General features: G+C 43.8%; 11 protein-coding genes. 7 read left to right on the top strand and 4 right to left on the bottom strand.

What is annotated here, in order from left to right; translation table 11 throughout:
- Positions 1-270 precede the first annotated feature (270 nt).
- The 7 genes from I6J03_RS01860 to I6J03_RS01830 are packed head-to-tail and all read left to right on the top strand — an operon-like array spanning position 271 to position 10,883.
- Entirely contained in the window at positions 271-3,336 is a 3,066-nt protein-coding gene (locus I6J03_RS01860) for a SusC/RagA family TonB-linked outer membrane protein (RefSeq protein ID WP_232279819.1), read from the top strand.
- 41 nt (positions 3,337-3,377) lie between these two features.
- A complete protein-coding gene (locus tag I6J03_RS01855) occupies positions 3,378-4,742 on the top strand; it encodes a RagB/SusD family nutrient uptake outer membrane protein (protein ID WP_003010907.1) in 1,365 nt (454 codons plus the stop codon).
- A gap of 11 nt (positions 4,743-4,753) precedes the next feature.
- Positions 4,754-6,085 (top strand): hypothetical protein, encoded by a 1,332-nt coding sequence (locus I6J03_RS01850; protein WP_003010908.1) that lies wholly within the window; start codon positions 4,754-4,756, stop codon positions 6,083-6,085.
- Between the two features lie 5 nt (positions 6,086-6,090).
- Positions 6,091-7,569, top strand: coding sequence for a hypothetical protein (locus I6J03_RS01845; protein WP_003010909.1), 1,479 nt, complete (start codon positions 6,091-6,093; stop codon positions 7,567-7,569).
- Positions 7,550-7,993: a rhodanese-like domain-containing protein gene (locus I6J03_RS01840; RefSeq protein WP_003010910.1), complete on the top strand. Its 444-nt coding sequence runs from the start codon at positions 7,550-7,552 to the stop codon at positions 7,991-7,993. The genes I6J03_RS01845 and I6J03_RS01840 overlap by 20 nt, the downstream gene beginning before the upstream one ends.
- Positions 7,924-9,432: an MBL fold metallo-hydrolase gene (locus tag I6J03_RS01835; protein ID WP_232279820.1), complete on the top strand. Its 1,509-nt coding sequence runs from the start codon at positions 7,924-7,926 to the stop codon at positions 9,430-9,432. The genes I6J03_RS01840 and I6J03_RS01835 overlap by 70 nt, the downstream gene beginning before the upstream one ends.
- 8 nt (positions 9,433-9,440) lie before the next feature.
- The gene (locus I6J03_RS01830) at positions 9,441-10,883 is read left to right on the top strand and encodes a phytoene desaturase family protein (RefSeq protein ID WP_003010914.1); all 1,443 of its coding nucleotides are present in this window, start codon (positions 9,441-9,443) and stop codon (positions 10,881-10,883) included.
- An 81-nt stretch (positions 10,884-10,964) separates the two neighbouring features.
- Here the strand turns inward: I6J03_RS01830 and I6J03_RS01825 are convergent, their stop codons facing one another.
- From I6J03_RS01825 to I6J03_RS01810, 4 genes are all read right to left on the bottom strand, one after another.
- Positions 10,965-11,918, bottom strand: coding sequence for a metallophosphoesterase family protein (locus I6J03_RS01825; RefSeq protein ID WP_003010916.1), 954 nt, complete (start codon positions 11,916-11,918; stop codon positions 10,965-10,967).
- A gap of 24 nt (positions 11,919-11,942) precedes the next feature.
- A complete protein-coding gene (locus I6J03_RS01820) occupies positions 11,943-13,433 on the bottom strand; it encodes a SusD/RagB family nutrient-binding outer membrane lipoprotein (RefSeq protein WP_157600571.1) in 1,491 nt (496 codons plus the stop codon).
- A 29-nt stretch (positions 13,434-13,462) separates the two neighbouring features.
- The gene (locus I6J03_RS01815; protein ID WP_003010919.1) at positions 13,463-16,630 is read right to left on the bottom strand and encodes a SusC/RagA family TonB-linked outer membrane protein; all 3,168 of its coding nucleotides are present in this window, start codon (positions 16,628-16,630) and stop codon (positions 13,463-13,465) included.
- Positions 16,631-16,956: 326 nt separating this feature from the next.
- Positions 16,957-19,242 carry a family 20 glycosylhydrolase gene (locus I6J03_RS01810; protein WP_003010921.1) on the bottom strand — a complete coding sequence of 762 codons (2,286 nt, stop codon included), beginning with the start codon at positions 19,240-19,242 and terminating at the stop codon, positions 16,957-16,959.
- Between the last annotated feature and the right edge of the window lie 92 nt (positions 19,243-19,334).

Raw genomic sequence — 19,334 nt, 5'->3', positions numbered from 1 at the left:
CATGAAAACACAAACCTTTACCTCACTCTCTATGTTATCCCTTAACACTGTATTGCGAATGTGCAGCCCGATGTGCATGTGTTGATACAATAACTCTTTCAATCGTTTAGTGGCAATGATCTAAGGTGTCTTCAGGGGCATCATTGGATAGCTATATTCAAAAAAACAGGGAAGTATAAACTACCTCCCTGATGGGCTCATATCAACAACAAGTGTTCAATTGGCGTTGTGGCTTGTTATTGAAATTTTATATTAAAACCAATCAAAAATATGAAAAATAATACTAGAAACCGTGTTTTTAGTACACTTCTTTGCATGGTTTTCCTTTGTGGAATACATGTAACGGCATACGGTCAATCCACTCCGCTGATCAATGCCTCTATCGCCGGAAAGGTGATTGACTCGCTGACGCGTAATCCTATAGCAGGAGCGACTGTACAACTTGAGGCTGTAACGCATCAGGTACAGACGGACGAACTTGGAAATTTTAAACTGGTCACGGGCCAGAAACTTCCTGCAACAGTGATTGTAAGCGTGGTCGGGTATACCAAACGTAAAGTGGTGATACGCTCTTCTCCTGCAGTTATTGTCTTATCTCAAAATCAGGATCAACTGGATGAGGTCGTTGTTGTGGGATATGCGCAAAAGCGTCGTTCTTCCGAAACAGGCGCTATTACCGAGGTTAAAGGCAAGGCGCTGGAATTTCAGGGAGGCGTCAGTCTAAGTGAGAAGATTCAGGGCCTGGCTCCGGGTTTGCAGATTGCTTCGGCTTCCGGTGTCGAGGGCGGTTCCGCATTAGTAAGGCTGCGCGGAGCAACTTCCATCAATGCAAATAATGATCCGCTGTACATTATTGACGGTGTATTTATCAATAGCAGATCCCTGCAGAATGTAAATGCCGGAGGACAGAATATCAATCCGCTGGCCGATATCAATCCTGCGGATATTGAATCTATCGAAGTTTTCAAAGATGCAAATGCTACGGCTATGTATGGCTCCCGTGGTGCAAACGGAGTTATTATAGTCACTACTAAAAGAGGAAAACGCAATGCAGCTACCCGCATCAATCTTAACTCTGTAATCGGTAAGGCTACTACGCCCAAGGTATGGAGTCTTGTAACAGGGCCGGAGCATGCTTCCATTCTGAATCAGCAGTGGATCAATGATGGTAAGAGTTATGAAACACGACCTTACCGTCCGCTAAGTGAAGGTGGAGCCGGCAATCCGGAAGATCAGGGAACCTACGACAGATTGAGTCTTATTTTCCGGGATCCGGTACAGACCACACACAACCTTTCTGTTGCCGGAGGAGGAGAGAAGACTTCTTTCTTCCTGAGTGGAGAATATACCAAACAACCATCTATCCTCAAATTACAGGATTTTAACCGACTCTCCTTCCGTACCAATCTGGACCATCAGATTAGTTCGGCTCTTTCCATCGGGACAAGCATAGCTTACAGCAGTACCGAACGGGAGACCGTACCGACAGGGGATACCGGAGGTATTACCAATACCGGATTACACACGCCGACATTGACTCCTTTGTTTAATGCGGACGGAACCTACAACAGAGGCGAGCGCTTCAATAATCCGTATGTATTGCTGGAAAATAGCAATAGCCATGCGTATGGCAAACACCTGATCGGTAATGTATTTGCAAAATGGAATATATTGAAAAACCTGAGTTTTAAATCGTCTTTCAGTCTGGATGATAATTCTTACAATGAAGTGATCTATTACAATGCCAATCTTAATCAGGGTCTGGCTACAAACGGAAGCGGACGTGATGTACTTTCTACTGAAACAACATGGGTCGCTGAACAGTTGCTGAATTATATTCCGTTATCCGATAAGGAACACTTTCTTTCTGTTTTCCTTGGCAATACATTGCAACGCGGTTTTATAAGCCGTGCCTCGCTGACAGGTACCAATTATCCAAGTACGCAGTTTACAACGATCTCTTCAGCAGCGGTCACTACAGCCTCAGCTACCGGCAGGTTATATAATGGACTGATCTCCTATTTCGGTGGTGTCAACTATACGTTTAAAGATCGGTATAGCTTAGATGCGAATGTACGTACAGATGCATCTTCACGGTTCGGAGCGAACAATCGCTGGGCGACATTTCCTTCTGTAGGTGCAGCATGGAATATAGCGAAAGAGGATTTTTTGCGTCAGAATCTTTCATTTATCAATACTTTACAGCTGAAAGGTAGTATCGGATGGACCGGGAATCAGGGGATTCCGGACTTCTCCTCTCAACTGCTCTGGACCGGCGGTAACAACTATCTGGATAAACCGGGGGTAGCGCCTACACAGCTTGGTAATGAAAATCTGAAATGGGAAACCACCCGGCAGTGGAATGTAGGACTGGAAACCTCGTTGTTCGACAGACGTGTAAGTCTGAATGTGGATCTTTATAATAAGTATACCAAAGATCTGCTGTTGGAAGTGCCGACTCCGGCGAAGACCGGATTCAGTTCTTCTTATCAGAATTTTGGAGAAATCAGTAATAAGGGATTTGAAATCGAACTGAAGACATTGAATATTACCAATGATCATTTTCAGTGGAATACGACATTCAATATCTCTCATAACAAGAATAAGGTTGAAAAATTATCCAAATCCTTTACCCAATATAACAGAGACTGGGTACGGATAGAAGAGGGATATCCCTTGTATTCTTTCTGGCTGTATAAACAATTGTATGTAGATACACAGACCGGAAATGCGGTATACGATGATTCCCGTACCGGAGACGGAAAGATCACGGTAGATGACCGTCAGATCGTAGGCGATGCATGGCCAGCCATTTACGGAAGCCTGACCAATCAGTTGAGCTACAAGAATTTTTCATTTGCATTTAACTTCTACTTTTCTCAGGGAAATAAGGTGTTTAACATGAACCGTTATTTTCAGGAACACGCAGGGAGCAGAGGGACTTCCTGGTCCATGTTATCCAGCATGCTTCGCAGCTGGCAGGAACCGGGGGATGTGACGGATATTCCGCGTATCACAACTTTGCAAAATCCGGACGGAAGTTACAATCACAATTATGAAAGCAGCCGATTTCTGGAAGATGCTTCCTTTATCCGTCTGAAATATATCAATATAGGCTATACCTTTCCGACAGCATTGCTTGGAAAGCAAACTGTTATCAAAAAACTGGGAGTATATTTCAATGCGACGAATCTGCTGACTTTTACAGGTTACAGCGGGCCCGATCCGGAAGTCAATGTAGCGCAAAGTCAGGCCGGAGCGACTGTACAGGGGCTGGATTTCTCTATGCCTCCACATGCCCGTGTCTATCAGTTTGGTGTCAACCTTACTTTATAATCAACGGTTTTTCTTACGATTTGATCATCAATATATTTAAAATGAAAACACAATATCAATATATAATATACCTGCTTCTGGGAACGACTTTATTATCCGGACTTAGTAGTTGCTCGGATTATTTTCTGAATGTTGATCCCACACAATCTATTTCAGGCAATGCCATTGTGGTAGATCAAAATACGGCAGAAACGGCTGTTTTAGGAGTTTACAGTGCGCTGCAGTCACGTCTGTATTATGGAGGTGACGGTTACGCTGCGATGGCTTATCTGTCCGGTGGTGACCACATCTGGGTCGGTACACTCAATTATTACAATGCCTTTCCCGTACACGAATACCGTCCGGATAATACCTTGATCAATAATGTATGGTACGATATCTATAAGGTCGTGAATGGCGCCAATAATGTGATTGAGAAAGTAGCTGCGCTGAGTAGTGAATCTATTACCGCAGATGCAAGAAATAAATTCACAGGAGAGGCACATTTCCTGCGCGCGTTAGCCTTCTTTGATCTGGCAAAAGCATGGGGTAATATCCCGGTCGTATTGCAGGCGACCAAATCTCCGTCTGATTTCAGCGGTGTGAAGCAAAGCGATCAAAAAACGGTCTATGCACAGGTATTGAAAGATCTGGATCAGGCAGAAACTCTTTTGCCTGCCACTGTAGACCGGAATCGCGTCACTAAGAATACTGTATATGCGCTGAAAGCAAAGGTATATCTCTATCAGGAAAACTGGGATAAGGCAATTGAGTATGCAACAAAGGTAATTGGAAATACAAATTACGAACTGGTGCCCTGGTCAACTATTCTGGGCGGACTTAATACAAAGGAATCCGTCTTTGAACTGGCCTTTTCAGCTGCTGATCAAAGTGCACATTTTGGCTCCTGGTCGAGTCTCAGTTACCGCAACCAGTACGGTCCGGGACCTGAGGTGTATCAGTTTTTGCAACAGGCAAATGTAGGAGGGGACCGCAAAGCACTGATTACGGACAATTCTACAGCCACCATACGCAATTACTTCATTCAGAAGTTGTATTGGCGCTCTTCCGGAGACAATCCGACGTATATTCTTCGACTGGCGGAACAATATCTGATCCGCGCAGAAGCACGTGCAAAAAGCACTGCCCCTGATCTGCAAGGAGCCCTTTCGGACTTGAATGCGGTACGCCGGCGTGCAAATGTCAGTGTCAGGGTTCTTTCTAACAAGGAAACACTGCTGAGTGATATCGAGCAGGAGCGGAGAGCAGAGTTTGTACTCGAACCTCACCGCTGGTTTGATCTGGTGCGTACAGGTCGTGCATCAACGGTACTGGGTGTCACGGACCAGCGGAAGTGGATATTTCCTATTCCATACAACGATGTGGAAGTCGATGCAGATCTTGTACAGAATCCCGGATATGAATAGTCGTTATCAGGATGAATAAATCACTACACGATTCGTGGAGCAAAGGCCAGGTCTTTGCTCTGTTGGCGGCCTTCATATTTTTTGGTCTGTTGAGTATTCCTGTCAATCCGGTATTGTTTGAAGATATAAGCCGTAAGTTACTGAGCATTGAAAGTTTTTATCAACTCGCAACATATCATACTTCGTTCTTCTCGGAAGATCAGCATGTCGGACTTCAACTGGAAGGCTATCTTAACTGGATAATTGCACTTGTTGTTGCGCTGGCAGGTGCGGTATTATTGCAGATTCTGTATAAGCGGGAAGTGGCTGCCGACCGCTTGTATTATATATTAAGGGTCCTTTTACGATACCGGTTAGCGATAGCTTTATTGGCTACGGGTATTGTCAAGTTGTTTCCGGTCTTGTTGCCATTGCCAACGCTTAGCGACCTGCATACAGATTATGGTGACTTTTTACCCTGGAAAGTCTATTTTCTGAGTACGTCTGTCAGTTCTGCAGGATATGTACCTGCGCTCGGTCTGGTGGAAATTGCTGCGGCAGTTTTGCTGTTGTTTCGTAAAACAACTGCTATAGGTGCGGCCATAGCACTATGTCTGTTGCTCAATATCGTATTGGCCAATTATGCATATGGAATAGGGGAGCAGGTCTATAGCTCTTTTTTACTGTTGCTGTCCTTTGCTATTTTATGGTATGATCTTCCCAGACTTTACAGCCTGCTTTTTCTGGAAAAATATACTGTTGCAGATACTTTTGAACCTCTATACAGTACCCGCGGTCAGCAATACAGAAAGGGGCTGAAAATAGCTGTACTTGTGTTTACGCTGGTATTAACAGGAGGTATTTACCGGATATGGTCTTATGAGCGCTATCCTTACCCCGAGCAGGCCGGGCTGGAAGATGCTGCAGGCTATTATAATGTTAGCCATTTTGTTCTGAACGGAGATACAACAGCCTATTCTTTAGAGGATGATAAGCGATGGAGAAATGTGGTATTTGAAAACTGGAATACATTGAGCGTGCGGAATAATAATCCGGGAGTTATAGATAGTCTGCGTCCCAAGATTGTGTATCAGCCTGATAGTTTGCGCAATTTCGAGCAATTGGGTAACGGAGGTCGTCATTTCTACCGATACGAAATCAGAGATGGAGGACGCCGTATTGAATTACAGAATAAGATTGTGGAAGATGATCGCTATGTCTTTCAGGTGGAGCGACACGGTAAGGATCAGCTTATCCTCACCGGTGTGTCTGCCTCTCAGGATTCCCTGAAAATCACACTGCAGCGTACTCCAAAAGAATATTTACTCTATAAGGGTCGTCGTCATCCTATAAAAATCTATTAACAGCTATGACACAAAGCACTATTATCGAACCGGGATATGTGAAAACGTCCATAGACCGATGGGATTCGGGTAGAAATATTATCTTCCGATTCTTCTTTATATTTATTCTGCTCTTTATTATTCCTGTAAAATATGAATGGTATGCCCACTTGTTCAAAAGCAAATCTTTCTATGAAGTATTGTCATCTGTAGCCGGATTTCGTCCGGGTCTGATCGAGATATCAGGAGAGAGCGGCAAATGGGGGCTACTCTCTTTTACCTCGTGGGGACTTACGGCTTTGATCGCAATTGCGGGTGCCTATCTTTGGGCCTGGTTAACCCGCAAGTCTGCCCCTTTTCCTGTTTCGAAAGGATACTACTGGTTGCGTGTGCTGGCCCGTTACCGGATTGCGATCGGAATTATAGCTTTTGGATATCTGAAATTATATCCGATGCAGATGCCCTTTCCTTCGGAAGCAAATCTGCATACTGCATTTGGAGATTATGCTCCATTCAAACTATACTGGCAGGCAGTAGGACTTTCGCTGTGGTATCAGATTTTTCTGGGCTTTCTGGAGATCGGAGCCGGAGTATTAATGTTTTTCAGAAGAACGACGGCATTGGGGGCTGTTATCAATGCCGGTGTGCTGTATAATATAGCACATGCAAATCTGGCGTATGATGGAGCTGTGCATCTGTACAGCGGATATTTTGTTGTTCTTTCCCTGTTTGTATTGTTGCAATATATCCCGGGTATATGGCAGGTGTTTATCAAAAAGCAGGATTTTCAACCCAGTTACTATACACCTCAATGGGACACTGCCGGACGCAGGTTATTTTATAAGGGTAGTAAGTATCTGTTTATTCTGCTGTTTCTTTTTTACTACGGATATAAGCGTTATGAAATGCATTATAATGAAGGCAAACTAAAGGAACCTATAGTGCCGGGACTGGCAGGTGCTGCAGGATATTATCATATTTCCGCTTTCGATCTTAATGGTAAAACACTTCCTTATAATCCGTTGGATTCTGTCCGCTGGCATGATGCTGTTTTCGAACGGTATTCTACTTTGGTCTATACTGTCAATAAGGCATATCCTATTAATCTGGATAACGGCACACCTAAAGCTACAGATCTCTTTAAAGATTATGAATTTACCGGCAGGGCAGGTGGTAAGCGGTATCTCTATTATGAAATAGACAGCACTGCTAATTACTTGTATCTGGTAGACAAAAACCAAAAGTTTGCAAAAGAACTGGTGCGTGAGCGCAGTGATATATGTATGGATCTGAAACAAAAATATCAGACAGCCTGGCGGGACAGTCTGCATATTCTGCGCTGGCAGTACGACAGACTACCAAACGGAAGTATCAGATTAGCAGGTAAGATTAATGATAAAGATTCTATACAGGTGGTTCTGAACAAACAAGAAGAACAGCATCCTATCGGAAAAGGATGGTATACCCGTAATAATATTTACAGCTATGGACAAAATAATAATTAGACAAATATATACTAACGGGCTGGTCTTTCTCTGGCTGCTCCTCCCGTATGCAGTACATGCCCAACAAAATGGAAACCGGGATGCGGAGCATTTTAGGACTGCTCTGCTTACGGATAGTACGATACAACTCATTGATGTACGTACTCCTGGAGAATATGCAGAAGGTGCTATTGTGGGATCAATTTTGCTGAACTGGAAGGATAGCACCGCTTTTGAGCAGGGTATACAAAAGCTGGCGAAAAACCGGCCTGTATACCTGTACTGCAGAAGTGGCAACAGAAGCCGTCAGGCTGCTGATCGTTTGATCAGTCTGGGATTTAAGGAAGTCATCAATCTCAGCGGAGGAATAAAGGCATGGGAAGAGAAGGGATATCTCCTGAAGAAGGATACACAGGACAGTACGAAGGAGAAAGGAGATCACTGATGCATAGAAGACGTTTTGTGAAAGAAGGTATTCTTGGAATAGGACTGTTCTGCTTATCGGCAAAAAGCATAGCTTGGGGAATACGTAATGAAAATAAGAACTACCATGTTCATCAGTTTACGGATGAAGGACTGGCGCAATTTTCCTATGCAGTCTATGATGATACATCTATTTTGCTGATCGATCCGGCAAGAGATATACAACCATATCTGGATTTTGCAGAAGCAAATAAGCTGCATATCATTGCTGTTATAGAAACACATCCGCATGCAGATTTCGTGAGTGGACATGCAGAATTGCAGCGCCGCCTGCGGATTCCGGTCTATGTAGGAAACAGGTATCAGGCAAAGTTTGCGCATAAGCCTTTGCATGAAGGTGATCGTATCGTTTTAAACAGCCAGGTATATCTTCGTGTGCTGGATACTCCCGGACATTCTCCTGAGAGTATCTCTTTGATTCTGGTTGACCAAACAAGAGATACTGCGCTGTTCTCCGGTGATACGTTGCTTTTCGGAAATGTGGGGCGGCCGGATTTACGCGATACAGACGGAGATCCGCATAGTGCCCGGGAGCAACTTGCGCGGGACATGTATCATACCGTTCAAAACAAACTGATCCCTTTAGATGATCAGCTTGATCTGTATCCGGCACACGGTGCCGGATCGTTGTGCGCATCGGGCATCAGTGATGCGACGTCCGGTACAATCGGTCATGAACGTCTTCACAATCCTGCTTTTAAAATTCGTAACGAAGAAGAATTTGTCTCCTGGATATTGGCAGATCTTGGTTTTGTTCCGGCATACTTTACATTTGATGTACAGCTCAATCTGCAGGGAGCTGCGAATCTGGAGGAACGTTTGTCTGCTATAAAAGTACTGCCTGCTAATGCTGCTCTTCCGGAGGATACGCTGATTCTGGATACAAGGCCTCAGAAATATACGGCCTCATCTTATGTTAAAAATGCTGTGCTGATGCCAGGAGAAGGTAAGTTTGAAACCTGGTTGGGTACGGTTATCCTGCCTGGTGAAAAGTTCTATCTGCTGGCTGAAAGTGATGTTCACCTGCAGCAAAGACTCCGGCAGATCGCCAAGATCGGGTATGAGGGACAGGTGTCGGGGGCATTGCTATATAATCGTCATAAGGAAGGACCTCCGCAAATCGTGGTAAACGATGTGACCACACATCCTGAGAATTATTACATTATTGATGTGCGAAATGAAAATGAAGTCCGTAAAAACCGTATTTTTAAGAATGCGATCAATATCCCTTTGCCTGATTTGCGGAGACGTATCGCTGAAATAAAAACAGATAAACCTATCGTGGTTCATTGTGCTTCCGGATACCGGTCGGCTATAGGTACAAGTTTGCTGCGGAAGGCACAGCAAGATGCTGTTATTTATGATTTCGGGCCGGCTATTAAAAATACAAAACCTCAATAACTGTTGAAATGAAGAAAACCCAGTATGATGCTGTAATAGTAGGAGCAGGACCTAATGGTCTCGCTGCAGCCATTACGCTTCAGCAACAAGGCCTCTCTGTATTATTGATAGAAGGTAAACAAACGGTAGGGGGTGGAATGCGCACATTGGAGTTAACGTTGCCGGGATATGCGCATGATGTATGTTCGGCTATTCATCCGATGGCTTTGGGTTCTCCGTTTTTTGCAACTTTACCTTTGGCAGATTTCGGTCTTGAATTTATTCATGCACCTTTTGCTGCTGCGCATCCTTTTGATGATGGCAGTGCAGCCTTTTTATCCCGGTCACTTACTGATACAGCAGAAGCGCTAGGTAATGACGCTGAACGTTACCGTTCTCTGATCGGACCTTTTGCCGATCATTGGGAAGCACTGGCCAGTGATAGTATGGGACCCTTGCGTTTTCCGAAGAATCCCTTGCTGATGGCTAAGTTCGGACGCTATGCATTACAACCGGCAGATGTTCTCGTTAGCAGATTTCAGAATCCCAGGACCCGTGCTCTGTGGGCCGGAATGGCAGCTCATGCGATCCAGCCTTTACATAATTTGGCATCTTCTGCTGTAGGATTAATGTTGTTAGCTGTCGGACACCGTAAAGGCTGGCCTATACCAAAGGGAGGATCGCAGGCTATAGCTGATGCACTGGCTACGTATTTTGTTTCTCTTGGGGGTGAAATCCGGACAGGCGTATGGATAGAAGATCTGGATGATTTACCTCCTCATAAAGTGGCTTTATTTGATGTTACTCCACGTCAACTGGACAAGATAGCCGGGAACAGGTTTAAAAAATCGTATAGCAATCAATTGAAAAAATACCGGTACGGTATGGGAGTATTCAAAATTGACTGGGCTCTGGATGGTCCTGTTCCTTTTCGGTCTGCAGATGCCCGATCTGCCGGTACTGTACATCTGGGAAATACATTTGAGGAAATCGCTGAAGGAGAATGGAAAACATCCAAAGGACAACATGTCGAAACTCCTTTTGTACTGCTTGCTCAACAGAGCCTGTTCGATACAGGGCGTGTGCCGGAAGGAAAGCAGGCGGTATGGGCATACTGTCATGTACCTAATGGGTCGACACAGGATATGAGCAGACAAATCGAGAATCAGATCGAGCGCTTTGCTCCCGGATTTAAAGACCGGATATTAGCCAGAAATACGATGGATACTCAGGCTATGGAAACGTACAATCCAAATTATATAGGAGGGGACATCAACGGAGGTATCATTGATATCCGTCAGCTGTATACCCGTCCTGTCTTAAGCCTTTCTCCTTACAGAACTTCTCTAAAACAGGTGTATATCTGTTCTTCTTCCACACCTCCGGGCGGAGGAGTTCACGGAATGTGCGGCTACCATGCTGCCCGACTTGCGCTGCAGGATATTTTTGGTATCCGGATTCCCCGTTTGTAAGTTCAGGAAGATAAAGGATCATTTGAAAATAAATAGAACAGCTGAATAAATCCTCAGGAAATCCAGCTGTTCTGTTTTTGATTAATAATAAATGGTTTCGTAGTGGCTGCTTCCGTCTTCATACAGATCAAGTATGGAATATGCCGGAGCAAAATCGTCCAGTACACCGTTCCACCAGTTACCCGAAACAGCACCTCCGCAATAGTAATTTACGCCAAGATAGGCGACATGATCTACATAGTGTACGTGACCACTCAAGGCGACACGTACATTAGGATGTTGTTTCAGGATAGACTTTACGGCCATTACATCTACATGCTGATCTCCTCCAGGAAAACCCATTTTGAGAATAGGGGTACGCTGTGCTGCATACAGCAAAGGTGTGACCGAAATAATCGGAACATGAGAGAATAGTACTACCGGAGTCTTGCCGGAGGTCTGCGCTAACTCTTCTGTAAGCCAATCCAATTGTTCCTGACCAAATGTATATCCGCCCTTTTCCGAATTGTAATTTATGCTGTCCAGTGCAATAAATTTCCAGCCCTTCTGTTCAAAAGAATAATACGCTTGCGGCAATCCTAATTTAGTCATCGCCCATTTTTTACCATACAGAGGGTCTTTTGAAGATTGCTCATATGCCGCATGCTCCTTTGGTAAATACCAGACATCGTGATTACCCAGGCAGCTTTTTACAGCAAAAGAATGTGTAGCTGCTGCATGATCCCAGGCTTTCCATAATGTGTCTATCCGTTCTTTGGTCTGGTTATTCATGTCCATAAGGCTATCTCCTGTGTTGATAATAAAATCAGGTTTATCCTTCATGGATTGCAGCTGTGTGTAGATGCCGGCAACAGCTTTACTGACTTCCGGTTTATCCAGTATATGAATATCTGTGAGGTGGGCTATACGTAACGACCGTTTGATATTCAGCTTCTGCTTCTCATGAGCGTAAGCGGTCAGCTGTGAAAATGCGAGAACGGAGGATGCAGACAGAATGCCTGCTCCTTTTAAAAAATTTCTTCTTGGAATATCCATTTTTTTTCTTTGAAAAGCTAGTTATTATTTGATGATCCACATGATGTCATTCTGTGTATCCGATCCTTTGAACTGACGTTGTAACGATTCTTTGAGATTCGCTTCGTTTGTGCTGTATTCTGTGGTCGGATAGGCCCAGCGTTTTGGGATTTCATTATTGTTGGCATTCGCAGGTCCTACACTGAATACCGGAATTCCTGTACGACGCTGTTCGAAATAGGCTTGTTTGCCGGAATTCTCAAAAAATGCAACGTATTTCTGTGTCAGGATCTGATCAAGCCCTGCAGCTGTATTTCCGGCATAGGGATTTGCTTTTAAGAATGATTCTGTCTTATCTGAAGTAACCCCATAAAAGGACATAGATGTGCGGATGCCGGACTGAAAATGTGCTGCGGCATCGCCCGTTGCCCAACCTCTGTTGATACCTTCTGCTAAAGCAAAGTGAACCTCTGCTGCACCCAGCTGTACAGACGGGATGCCGGATGGCGAACTCAACCAGTAATCAAAATTTATCATGGAAAGTTTACCGTCACCTGCCTGTCTGAGAAGCGTACTCTGCAGATCACCGGTCGATCCGCCCTGATATACACTGAATGGATTTGCCGGATCTGCCGTGATACCGGATGCTGGTAATGCCTGAATCATTAATCTCGGATCTTTCGAATTCCGGAGAATATTGACGTAGGTTGCACCTAACGTATTCCGGATATCACGTTTTATAATAATACCATCTGCGGGCCATAGCGGATACGGATTGATACTGTTATACAGCAACTGAAAATTATCATCGTTGGTCAGAATAAGCGGGTATTTTGCAGGGTTGTTCAACAGTTCTGCAAAGCGCTCCTTTACCCGCAATGCCGGAGCATCATTGACGCGTTTGCTCAGACTTACCAGGACACGCAATTTGAAGGAGTTTACCGTTTTTTGCCATTTATTCAGATTGCCGTTAAAGAAGAAATCGCCTTCTAAACTGTTTCCGCCTGATGGGTTGCCTGCCAGCTCCGTATTGGCTTCATCCAGCCATGTCAGTATCTGAGCAAAGATTTCTTCCTGAGTATTATATTTCGGAGAGAAATTATTGTTGCTCTCTCCCTGCATCGCCTCACTCATGGGGATTTCTCCAAACATAGATGTCGCACGGTAATAAAAGTATGCCTTGAAGAATTTGGCCATAGTCAGATATATTCCTCCCCGGTCTCCGGTCTGTATAGCTTCCTTTTCCATACGATAGACGTCACGAAGAATATTATAGTGATTGTCATAAGAGCCCGTTGTCCATCCGTAGGTTTGTCCGCTGTAGTAGGCTTCGTTTTGGGTCATATACTGGTTGTGACGATGATCTTCACTCCAGGGTGCATCATGTGCACGCATCAGGATGGAGGTCATAATGAGTTTTGATGCAGGAGTGTATACTGCTGCAGGATCTTTCTGCAAATCCTCAAATTTCTGGCAGGAATTAAGTGACAGGCATCCCAGAACAAGAAAAAATGTATATATGGCGTATGTTTTCATAACAAAAAATATCTTAATCATTTATTCAGTTAAAATGTAGCATTGATGTTTAGACCAAAACTTTTGACAGAAGGTGTCTGATAATCCGAACTTGCACTGGTGAATTGATCCAGATCCATATTCTTCGTGCCTTTTCCTGTAAAATAAAGCAGGTTACGCCCCACAAGAGATACAGAAGCCGATCGGAAAAATTTACTTCTTTGGAGGAACGATGCCGGCAGATTGTAACTCAGCACGACTTCACGTAATTTGACAAAGGTTCTGTCCTTGGCTGCAACAGGTCCGGACTGGTAGTAGTTCGTTGCCCAGCTTTGCCACAATACCGGGATATCATTGGGTGCAAATGTACGGCTGTCCGAAATCACATTACCATCCTGATCGGTACTTAACTGTCCACTGACTATCTTTTGTCCGTTGGTCATGACGCTGCCTTTGTAGTTGTCTACATCTCTGTTTTGCCAGTCTTTATAGCGGTATTCGTTTGCAGACTCCGGATGGGTTCCGGATCCCCATTGTTTGGCATCCTGGACATTGTTTATCAATCCTCCAAAGCGCCCGTCTACCAGAAAACTAAGTCCAATGGTTTTGTATCGGAAGCTGTTGTTGAGACTGAGTGCAAAGTTATTGTCGCTGTAGCCGATTTTACTGAGGTATGGGTTGTAAGCCGGGAGGCCATTGGTGCCGACAATCAGATTTCCCTGATTATCTTTCTGAAAATCGCGAACATAATAGCTGTCCCAGCGTTCGCCTACACGTATGTTGCCATAGCGGGTTTGTACGCCATCTATATTGTTTAACCAGGCATGATTGGTCGATGCATTCAGGACAAGATCCCAGGAGAAATGTTCCTTTTTGACAGGAGTTCCGGTGATGCTTACTTCCAGACCTTTGCGAAGCAGGGTAAGACCATTGGTCTGACGGGCACGGACACCACTGCTGATGGAAGTAGAAAGTTCAATGATGCGCGGGCCTTCCAGATTGCGGAATACAGCAGCATCCAGGCCCAGGCGACCATTGAAAAAGCGGGCTTCCAGACCTAACTCAAATGTGCGTACACGCTCAGCAACCAAATCCGGATTGGGGAGAACATCCGTATAGGTTACACCCGTATACGAATTGGCCCAACGTCCGTAGTTACTGTAAAAAGGGAGAAGCTTATAGATGTTATATTGATCAGTTTCATTGACAAAATCACTTGCCACGTCAGCATATGCACCTCTTGCTTTTAATGAAGAAAACACTGCTGGCAAATCAACCATTTCTGATACTATAGCACTCAGGGATGCGGACGGATAAAAATAAGTATTGTTTTTAAGCGGCATAGTCGAAGACTTATCTACTCGCCCCGTAAGACTCAGGTAAAGCATATTTCTGTAATCAATATCCGCAAATCCATATACACTGGCTACCTGTCTGGAGGCTCTGTCATTCTTTGCGATGGTAGGCATAACCGAATTGCTTAGATCGTATACACCCGGTACTGTCAGACCTCTGTCTGTCCTTGAAAATAAGGATTTTACACCGACAGTACGCAGATTTCCCAATACAGAAGCATTGAATCCTATATCCTCATGAAGGCGATCCTGATATTTGAGGGACACTTCAGTATTATTCTCCCAGAAGGTGTCATATGTCTCATGATATCCGCCAACACGGCTACCTCCGATATCATAACCGTATAAGTTTGCTGAAATAGGAATTTTGATGGTTCGGTTCCTGTTCCAGGTACTCACGCTAGTGCGGGCACCGGCAGACAGCTTGTTGCTTAGTTTGTAGTTCATGGTCAGATGCCCATAGATGTCGTCTTTGTCGTAGGTACGCAGATTTTCATAAGCTGTCATCCATGGATTATCATAGATCGTATACTCTCTGTTGTACTGTTGCACCTGCTCTTTGCCGGGTTGCCAGTAGTTTTTGAGATCATTGATGTCGTAATCGGCACCTCCCCATAGGGTAAGGATATAAATGGGATTATGCGGGCCGTAGCTTAGATTGGGATAATTTGGAGAATACTGTTTGTTGTAGTTGATACTGGCATCAAAACGTAATTTTTCACCGGCATTTATCCCTCCCGTAATGCTGACATTAGTTCCCCCAAGTTTGGTGTTTGGCGTGGTTCCCTTCTGATACATCTGTGAAATAGAAATCCGGATATCTCCATTCTCGCCTTTGGTCGAAAGAGCAAGATTATTTGTACTTAAGATACCATTCTGAAGAAAATTTTTGAGATTGTTTTTTCCTCTGGCTGTCCATGGAAGTGGGATCAGTTCACCCGTCACCGGATCTACCGGACTGTTATACTGCGTGATCGGCTGCCCTTCAAAACGCGGACCCCAGATATTGTAATCATTATCATTCACACCGCCTCCGCGACCATCTTTAAAAGCGTATTCGTAATTACTTCCCGGTCCGTATTCTGTCTGTATTTTGGGAATAGCATTATACCCTGTCTGTACCTGTGTACTGGAATTAAATTCTACCTGAAAACCTTTATCATTTGACTTCGCTCTTTTGGTGGTAATGACAATGGCCCCGTTCTGACCTCTGCTACCGTAAAGTGCGGCTGCATTTGCGCCTTTTAGTACAGAGTAGGATTCAATATCGTCGGGACTCAGGTTCCAGGAGTCTGTATTTACAGGCATACCATCTACTACAATAAGCACATTGCTCCGGCCCCGAAGTGTGATTCCCGGATCTCCGAACAGATTGGTGCTGGCTGTGATGGTCAGTCCGGACACCCGGCCGGCAAGATTTGCAATGGCATTTGGTTCACGCGCTTTGACCATATCCTGGCCTTTGACTTCCTGTACAGAATAACCGATAGCCTGCTTTTCCTTTTTTATACCCAAGGCAGTCACGACTACTTCGCCAAGGGATTCCTGATTAGCAGATAGATTTACCAGAAGTTCTTCCTGAGATAAAGCTTCTACTTTTGTGCTGAGATATCCTATAAAAGCTATCTGAAGGGTGTCATTTCCGGTAGTCGGAATACTGAAACTCCCATTTGAACCGGATGATGTGATCCTGCCGCTGCTGAGGTTGCGGATGCTTGCTCCCACTATTGCTTCCTGTGTGCTGGAGTCTACAATTTTTCCTTTTGTTACTTTTGTCTGCCCGAAACTTTTTATAGAAATTACACACATGACGCAAAGGAGCCAGAGTGATTTCTTTAAAGCGGAATTAGGTCTTAATTTCATAATACTTCGTTTAGTATGATTAAATATATCGACAGCAATATTAAACTTTGTATATTAATACTAAACAAATTTCATATTAAGTTTTTGTGAGTTGATTGCTTTTAAGATGTTGTATTTGGTTAATTATAAGTGTCTAATAAATTTTATTAGTCCTGTGAATTGAGCAATTCTGTAGTGAAGCGAATATTTACAATGTATAGCAGAGGTATACCAGTAAGGGAGTACTTGGATATTTTTGTAAAACAGATACGGCTTAAATACCAAACAGCCTCTCCTGAATTACAGGAGAGGCTGTTTGGTACGCTATAATGTAAAAGTACTAGGCGTTAATGGTAGAACCATTCATCCGGTACGGGTTTTACTTCTCCGCCATCTTCACTGTAATCCAGCTTTAGTGTAAATCCGCCTCCGGCTTCAATAAAATCTATTGCAAAAGCATGAAAGCCTTCTTTTAAAGCCATCTGACCGCTTTTGACAACCGCAGAGTGCTGTCCATCGTTATCGATGACAAGTTGATTGTTGATTTTTAATATTCCACCATCATCGCAAGTCAGATAGAAGTTATAAATAGCCTGCTTTGGTACGCGGATATATCCGCGGATTTTTGTTCCGAAGGAAGCCATTTTTACGGTATCACTAATATGTACATTTGCCAATACTTCGCTACGTACGATGTTGCCTGTCATTTTCTGAGAATTAGGGAATGTACCTGCAAAGAAATCAGCCGTTAATCCTTGTTTCAGCGTCTCTGGTTTCACTTCAGCAGCTTGTTTCCAATCATCCTCTTTAAAATTGACAGTATAGATTTCACTTTTTGCTCCGTTAGCAGCTATTGTTGCAAACCTGACTTTCCCTGCCATATTTACCTTCAATTCTTTATTCAGTACAGGACTGTCTTTTGCAGGGACAGCTCCGTCCAAAGTATAATGTACCTGAGCTCCCGGCAATGGATTGTCTACACGTAAGACAGAGGTACCGTCAACGATTACCTGTTCTTCTGAAAATCCTGTCAGATCAGGTAATCTGTAATTCAACTGCATACCGTTCCATATACCATAGTGATTGATCAGTCTTTTTTCATAGCTCTCAAATAGGGTCGTGTCCGACCATACTCGTTCGGCCAGAGCGCTCAGTCGTGGCAGGATCATAAATTCCAAACGATCTGTTGACGGAATAATTTCTGTCCATATATTAGCCTGAGCCCCCTGGATAAAGGATCTTTTATCTGCGGGAATATCTGCCGGGACTACATTCAGCTTGTAAACACTTTCTAAAGAGCTTTTATTAGGCAGATAATCAAAGTAGAGCGGATTGGTCGGTGTCATGATAACAGGATGATTTCGTTCAATTGCCTTGTTGGGTGCATCCTTGACCCAGCCACGCCAGTACATCACGGTCATGCTCGGATCGGATTTACCTTCCAGTATCTCATCCCAGCCAATAGCTACTTTATTATTCTTTCGGATAAATGTATTGATCCGGCCTACAAAATAACTTTGTAAATCTTCGAGGTGCGCTATACCTTCTTCTTTCATAAGTTGCTGACACAGCGGAGACGCTTTCCAACTGGTTTTTTCTACTTCATCAGCTCCGATATGGATGTATTTGCTGGGAAATAAATCTATTACTTCCTTAAGTACATTTTGTGTAAACGTATATGCACTCTCTTTACAAGGGCATATCGGTACGGAGAACTGTGTCCCCCAACCGGAAGATGCTCCATCCAGTAAGAGTTCCGGATAAGCTTTGGTAGCGATCATCATGTGGCCCGGCATATCGATTTCAGGAATAATCTCTACACTACGTGTCGCTGCATATTTTATGATTTCGCGCAGATCCTCTTGTGTATAATACCCTCCGTATTCCTCTTTTCCGTTTCGTATACGTATATGTTCTTCAGGCAGATTAAAATCCGGGTTGTCTTTGGCTTTTACAAAACATACAGAATCCTGATTGTTATACGTGCGCCACGCACCTTCTTCGATCAGCTTGGGATAGCGCTTGATTTCTATCCGCCAGCCCTGATCATCGGTCAAATGAAGGTGTAGCTTATTGAATTTGTACAGTGCCAGAAGATCTATAAATTTAAAAAGATAGGCTTTAGAAAAAAAGTGACGTGCCACATCCAGTTCTACGCCCCTCCACTGATATGCAGGTGTATCTTTGATCTTTACATAAGGAAACATCTTGTTATTGTCGTTTCCGGATAGTGAAGACATTTGTTTTAAGGTTTGTAAAGCATAAAATGCTCCGGCCTGTGTAGATGCTTTTATCAGAATTCCCTTATCATCTATATTCAGATGATATCCTTCCGAAGCAATATTTTTATCCCGTATCAACTGTATGTTGGCATTCTTCTGACTGGATTTGCTCCATTGACTTCCTGTAAAAATATGTTGCTTTAAATATTGCTCAGCGTCTCCGAACAGCTTGCTGTCTGTAGTGTAATAGGACAGCTTCTGCACATTAAATGCTGTGGAACTTTGCCGGACATCTATTTGTGTAGGATAGGGGATAAGGTCTAGTTGACGGGATGAGGATTGCCCGATAGCGGTGTTGCCGCTATATAAGAAAAATAGTAAACCTAATAAGGACGGAATAGCCTTTTTCATAAATTTTAAAATTGTTTTGCACAGCAAGATAACTAACTTTTATGATAAATCAATTTAGCATGCTGTCTGAAGACGAATTTCAAACTTTGTAA

The sequence above is a fragment of the Sphingobacterium spiritivorum genome, from assembly GCF_016724845.1.
In the GTDB taxonomy this organism is placed as follows: domain Bacteria; phylum Bacteroidota; class Bacteroidia; order Sphingobacteriales; family Sphingobacteriaceae; genus Sphingobacterium; species Sphingobacterium spiritivorum_A.
This window is presented reverse-complemented; position numbering and strand designations above follow the sequence as displayed.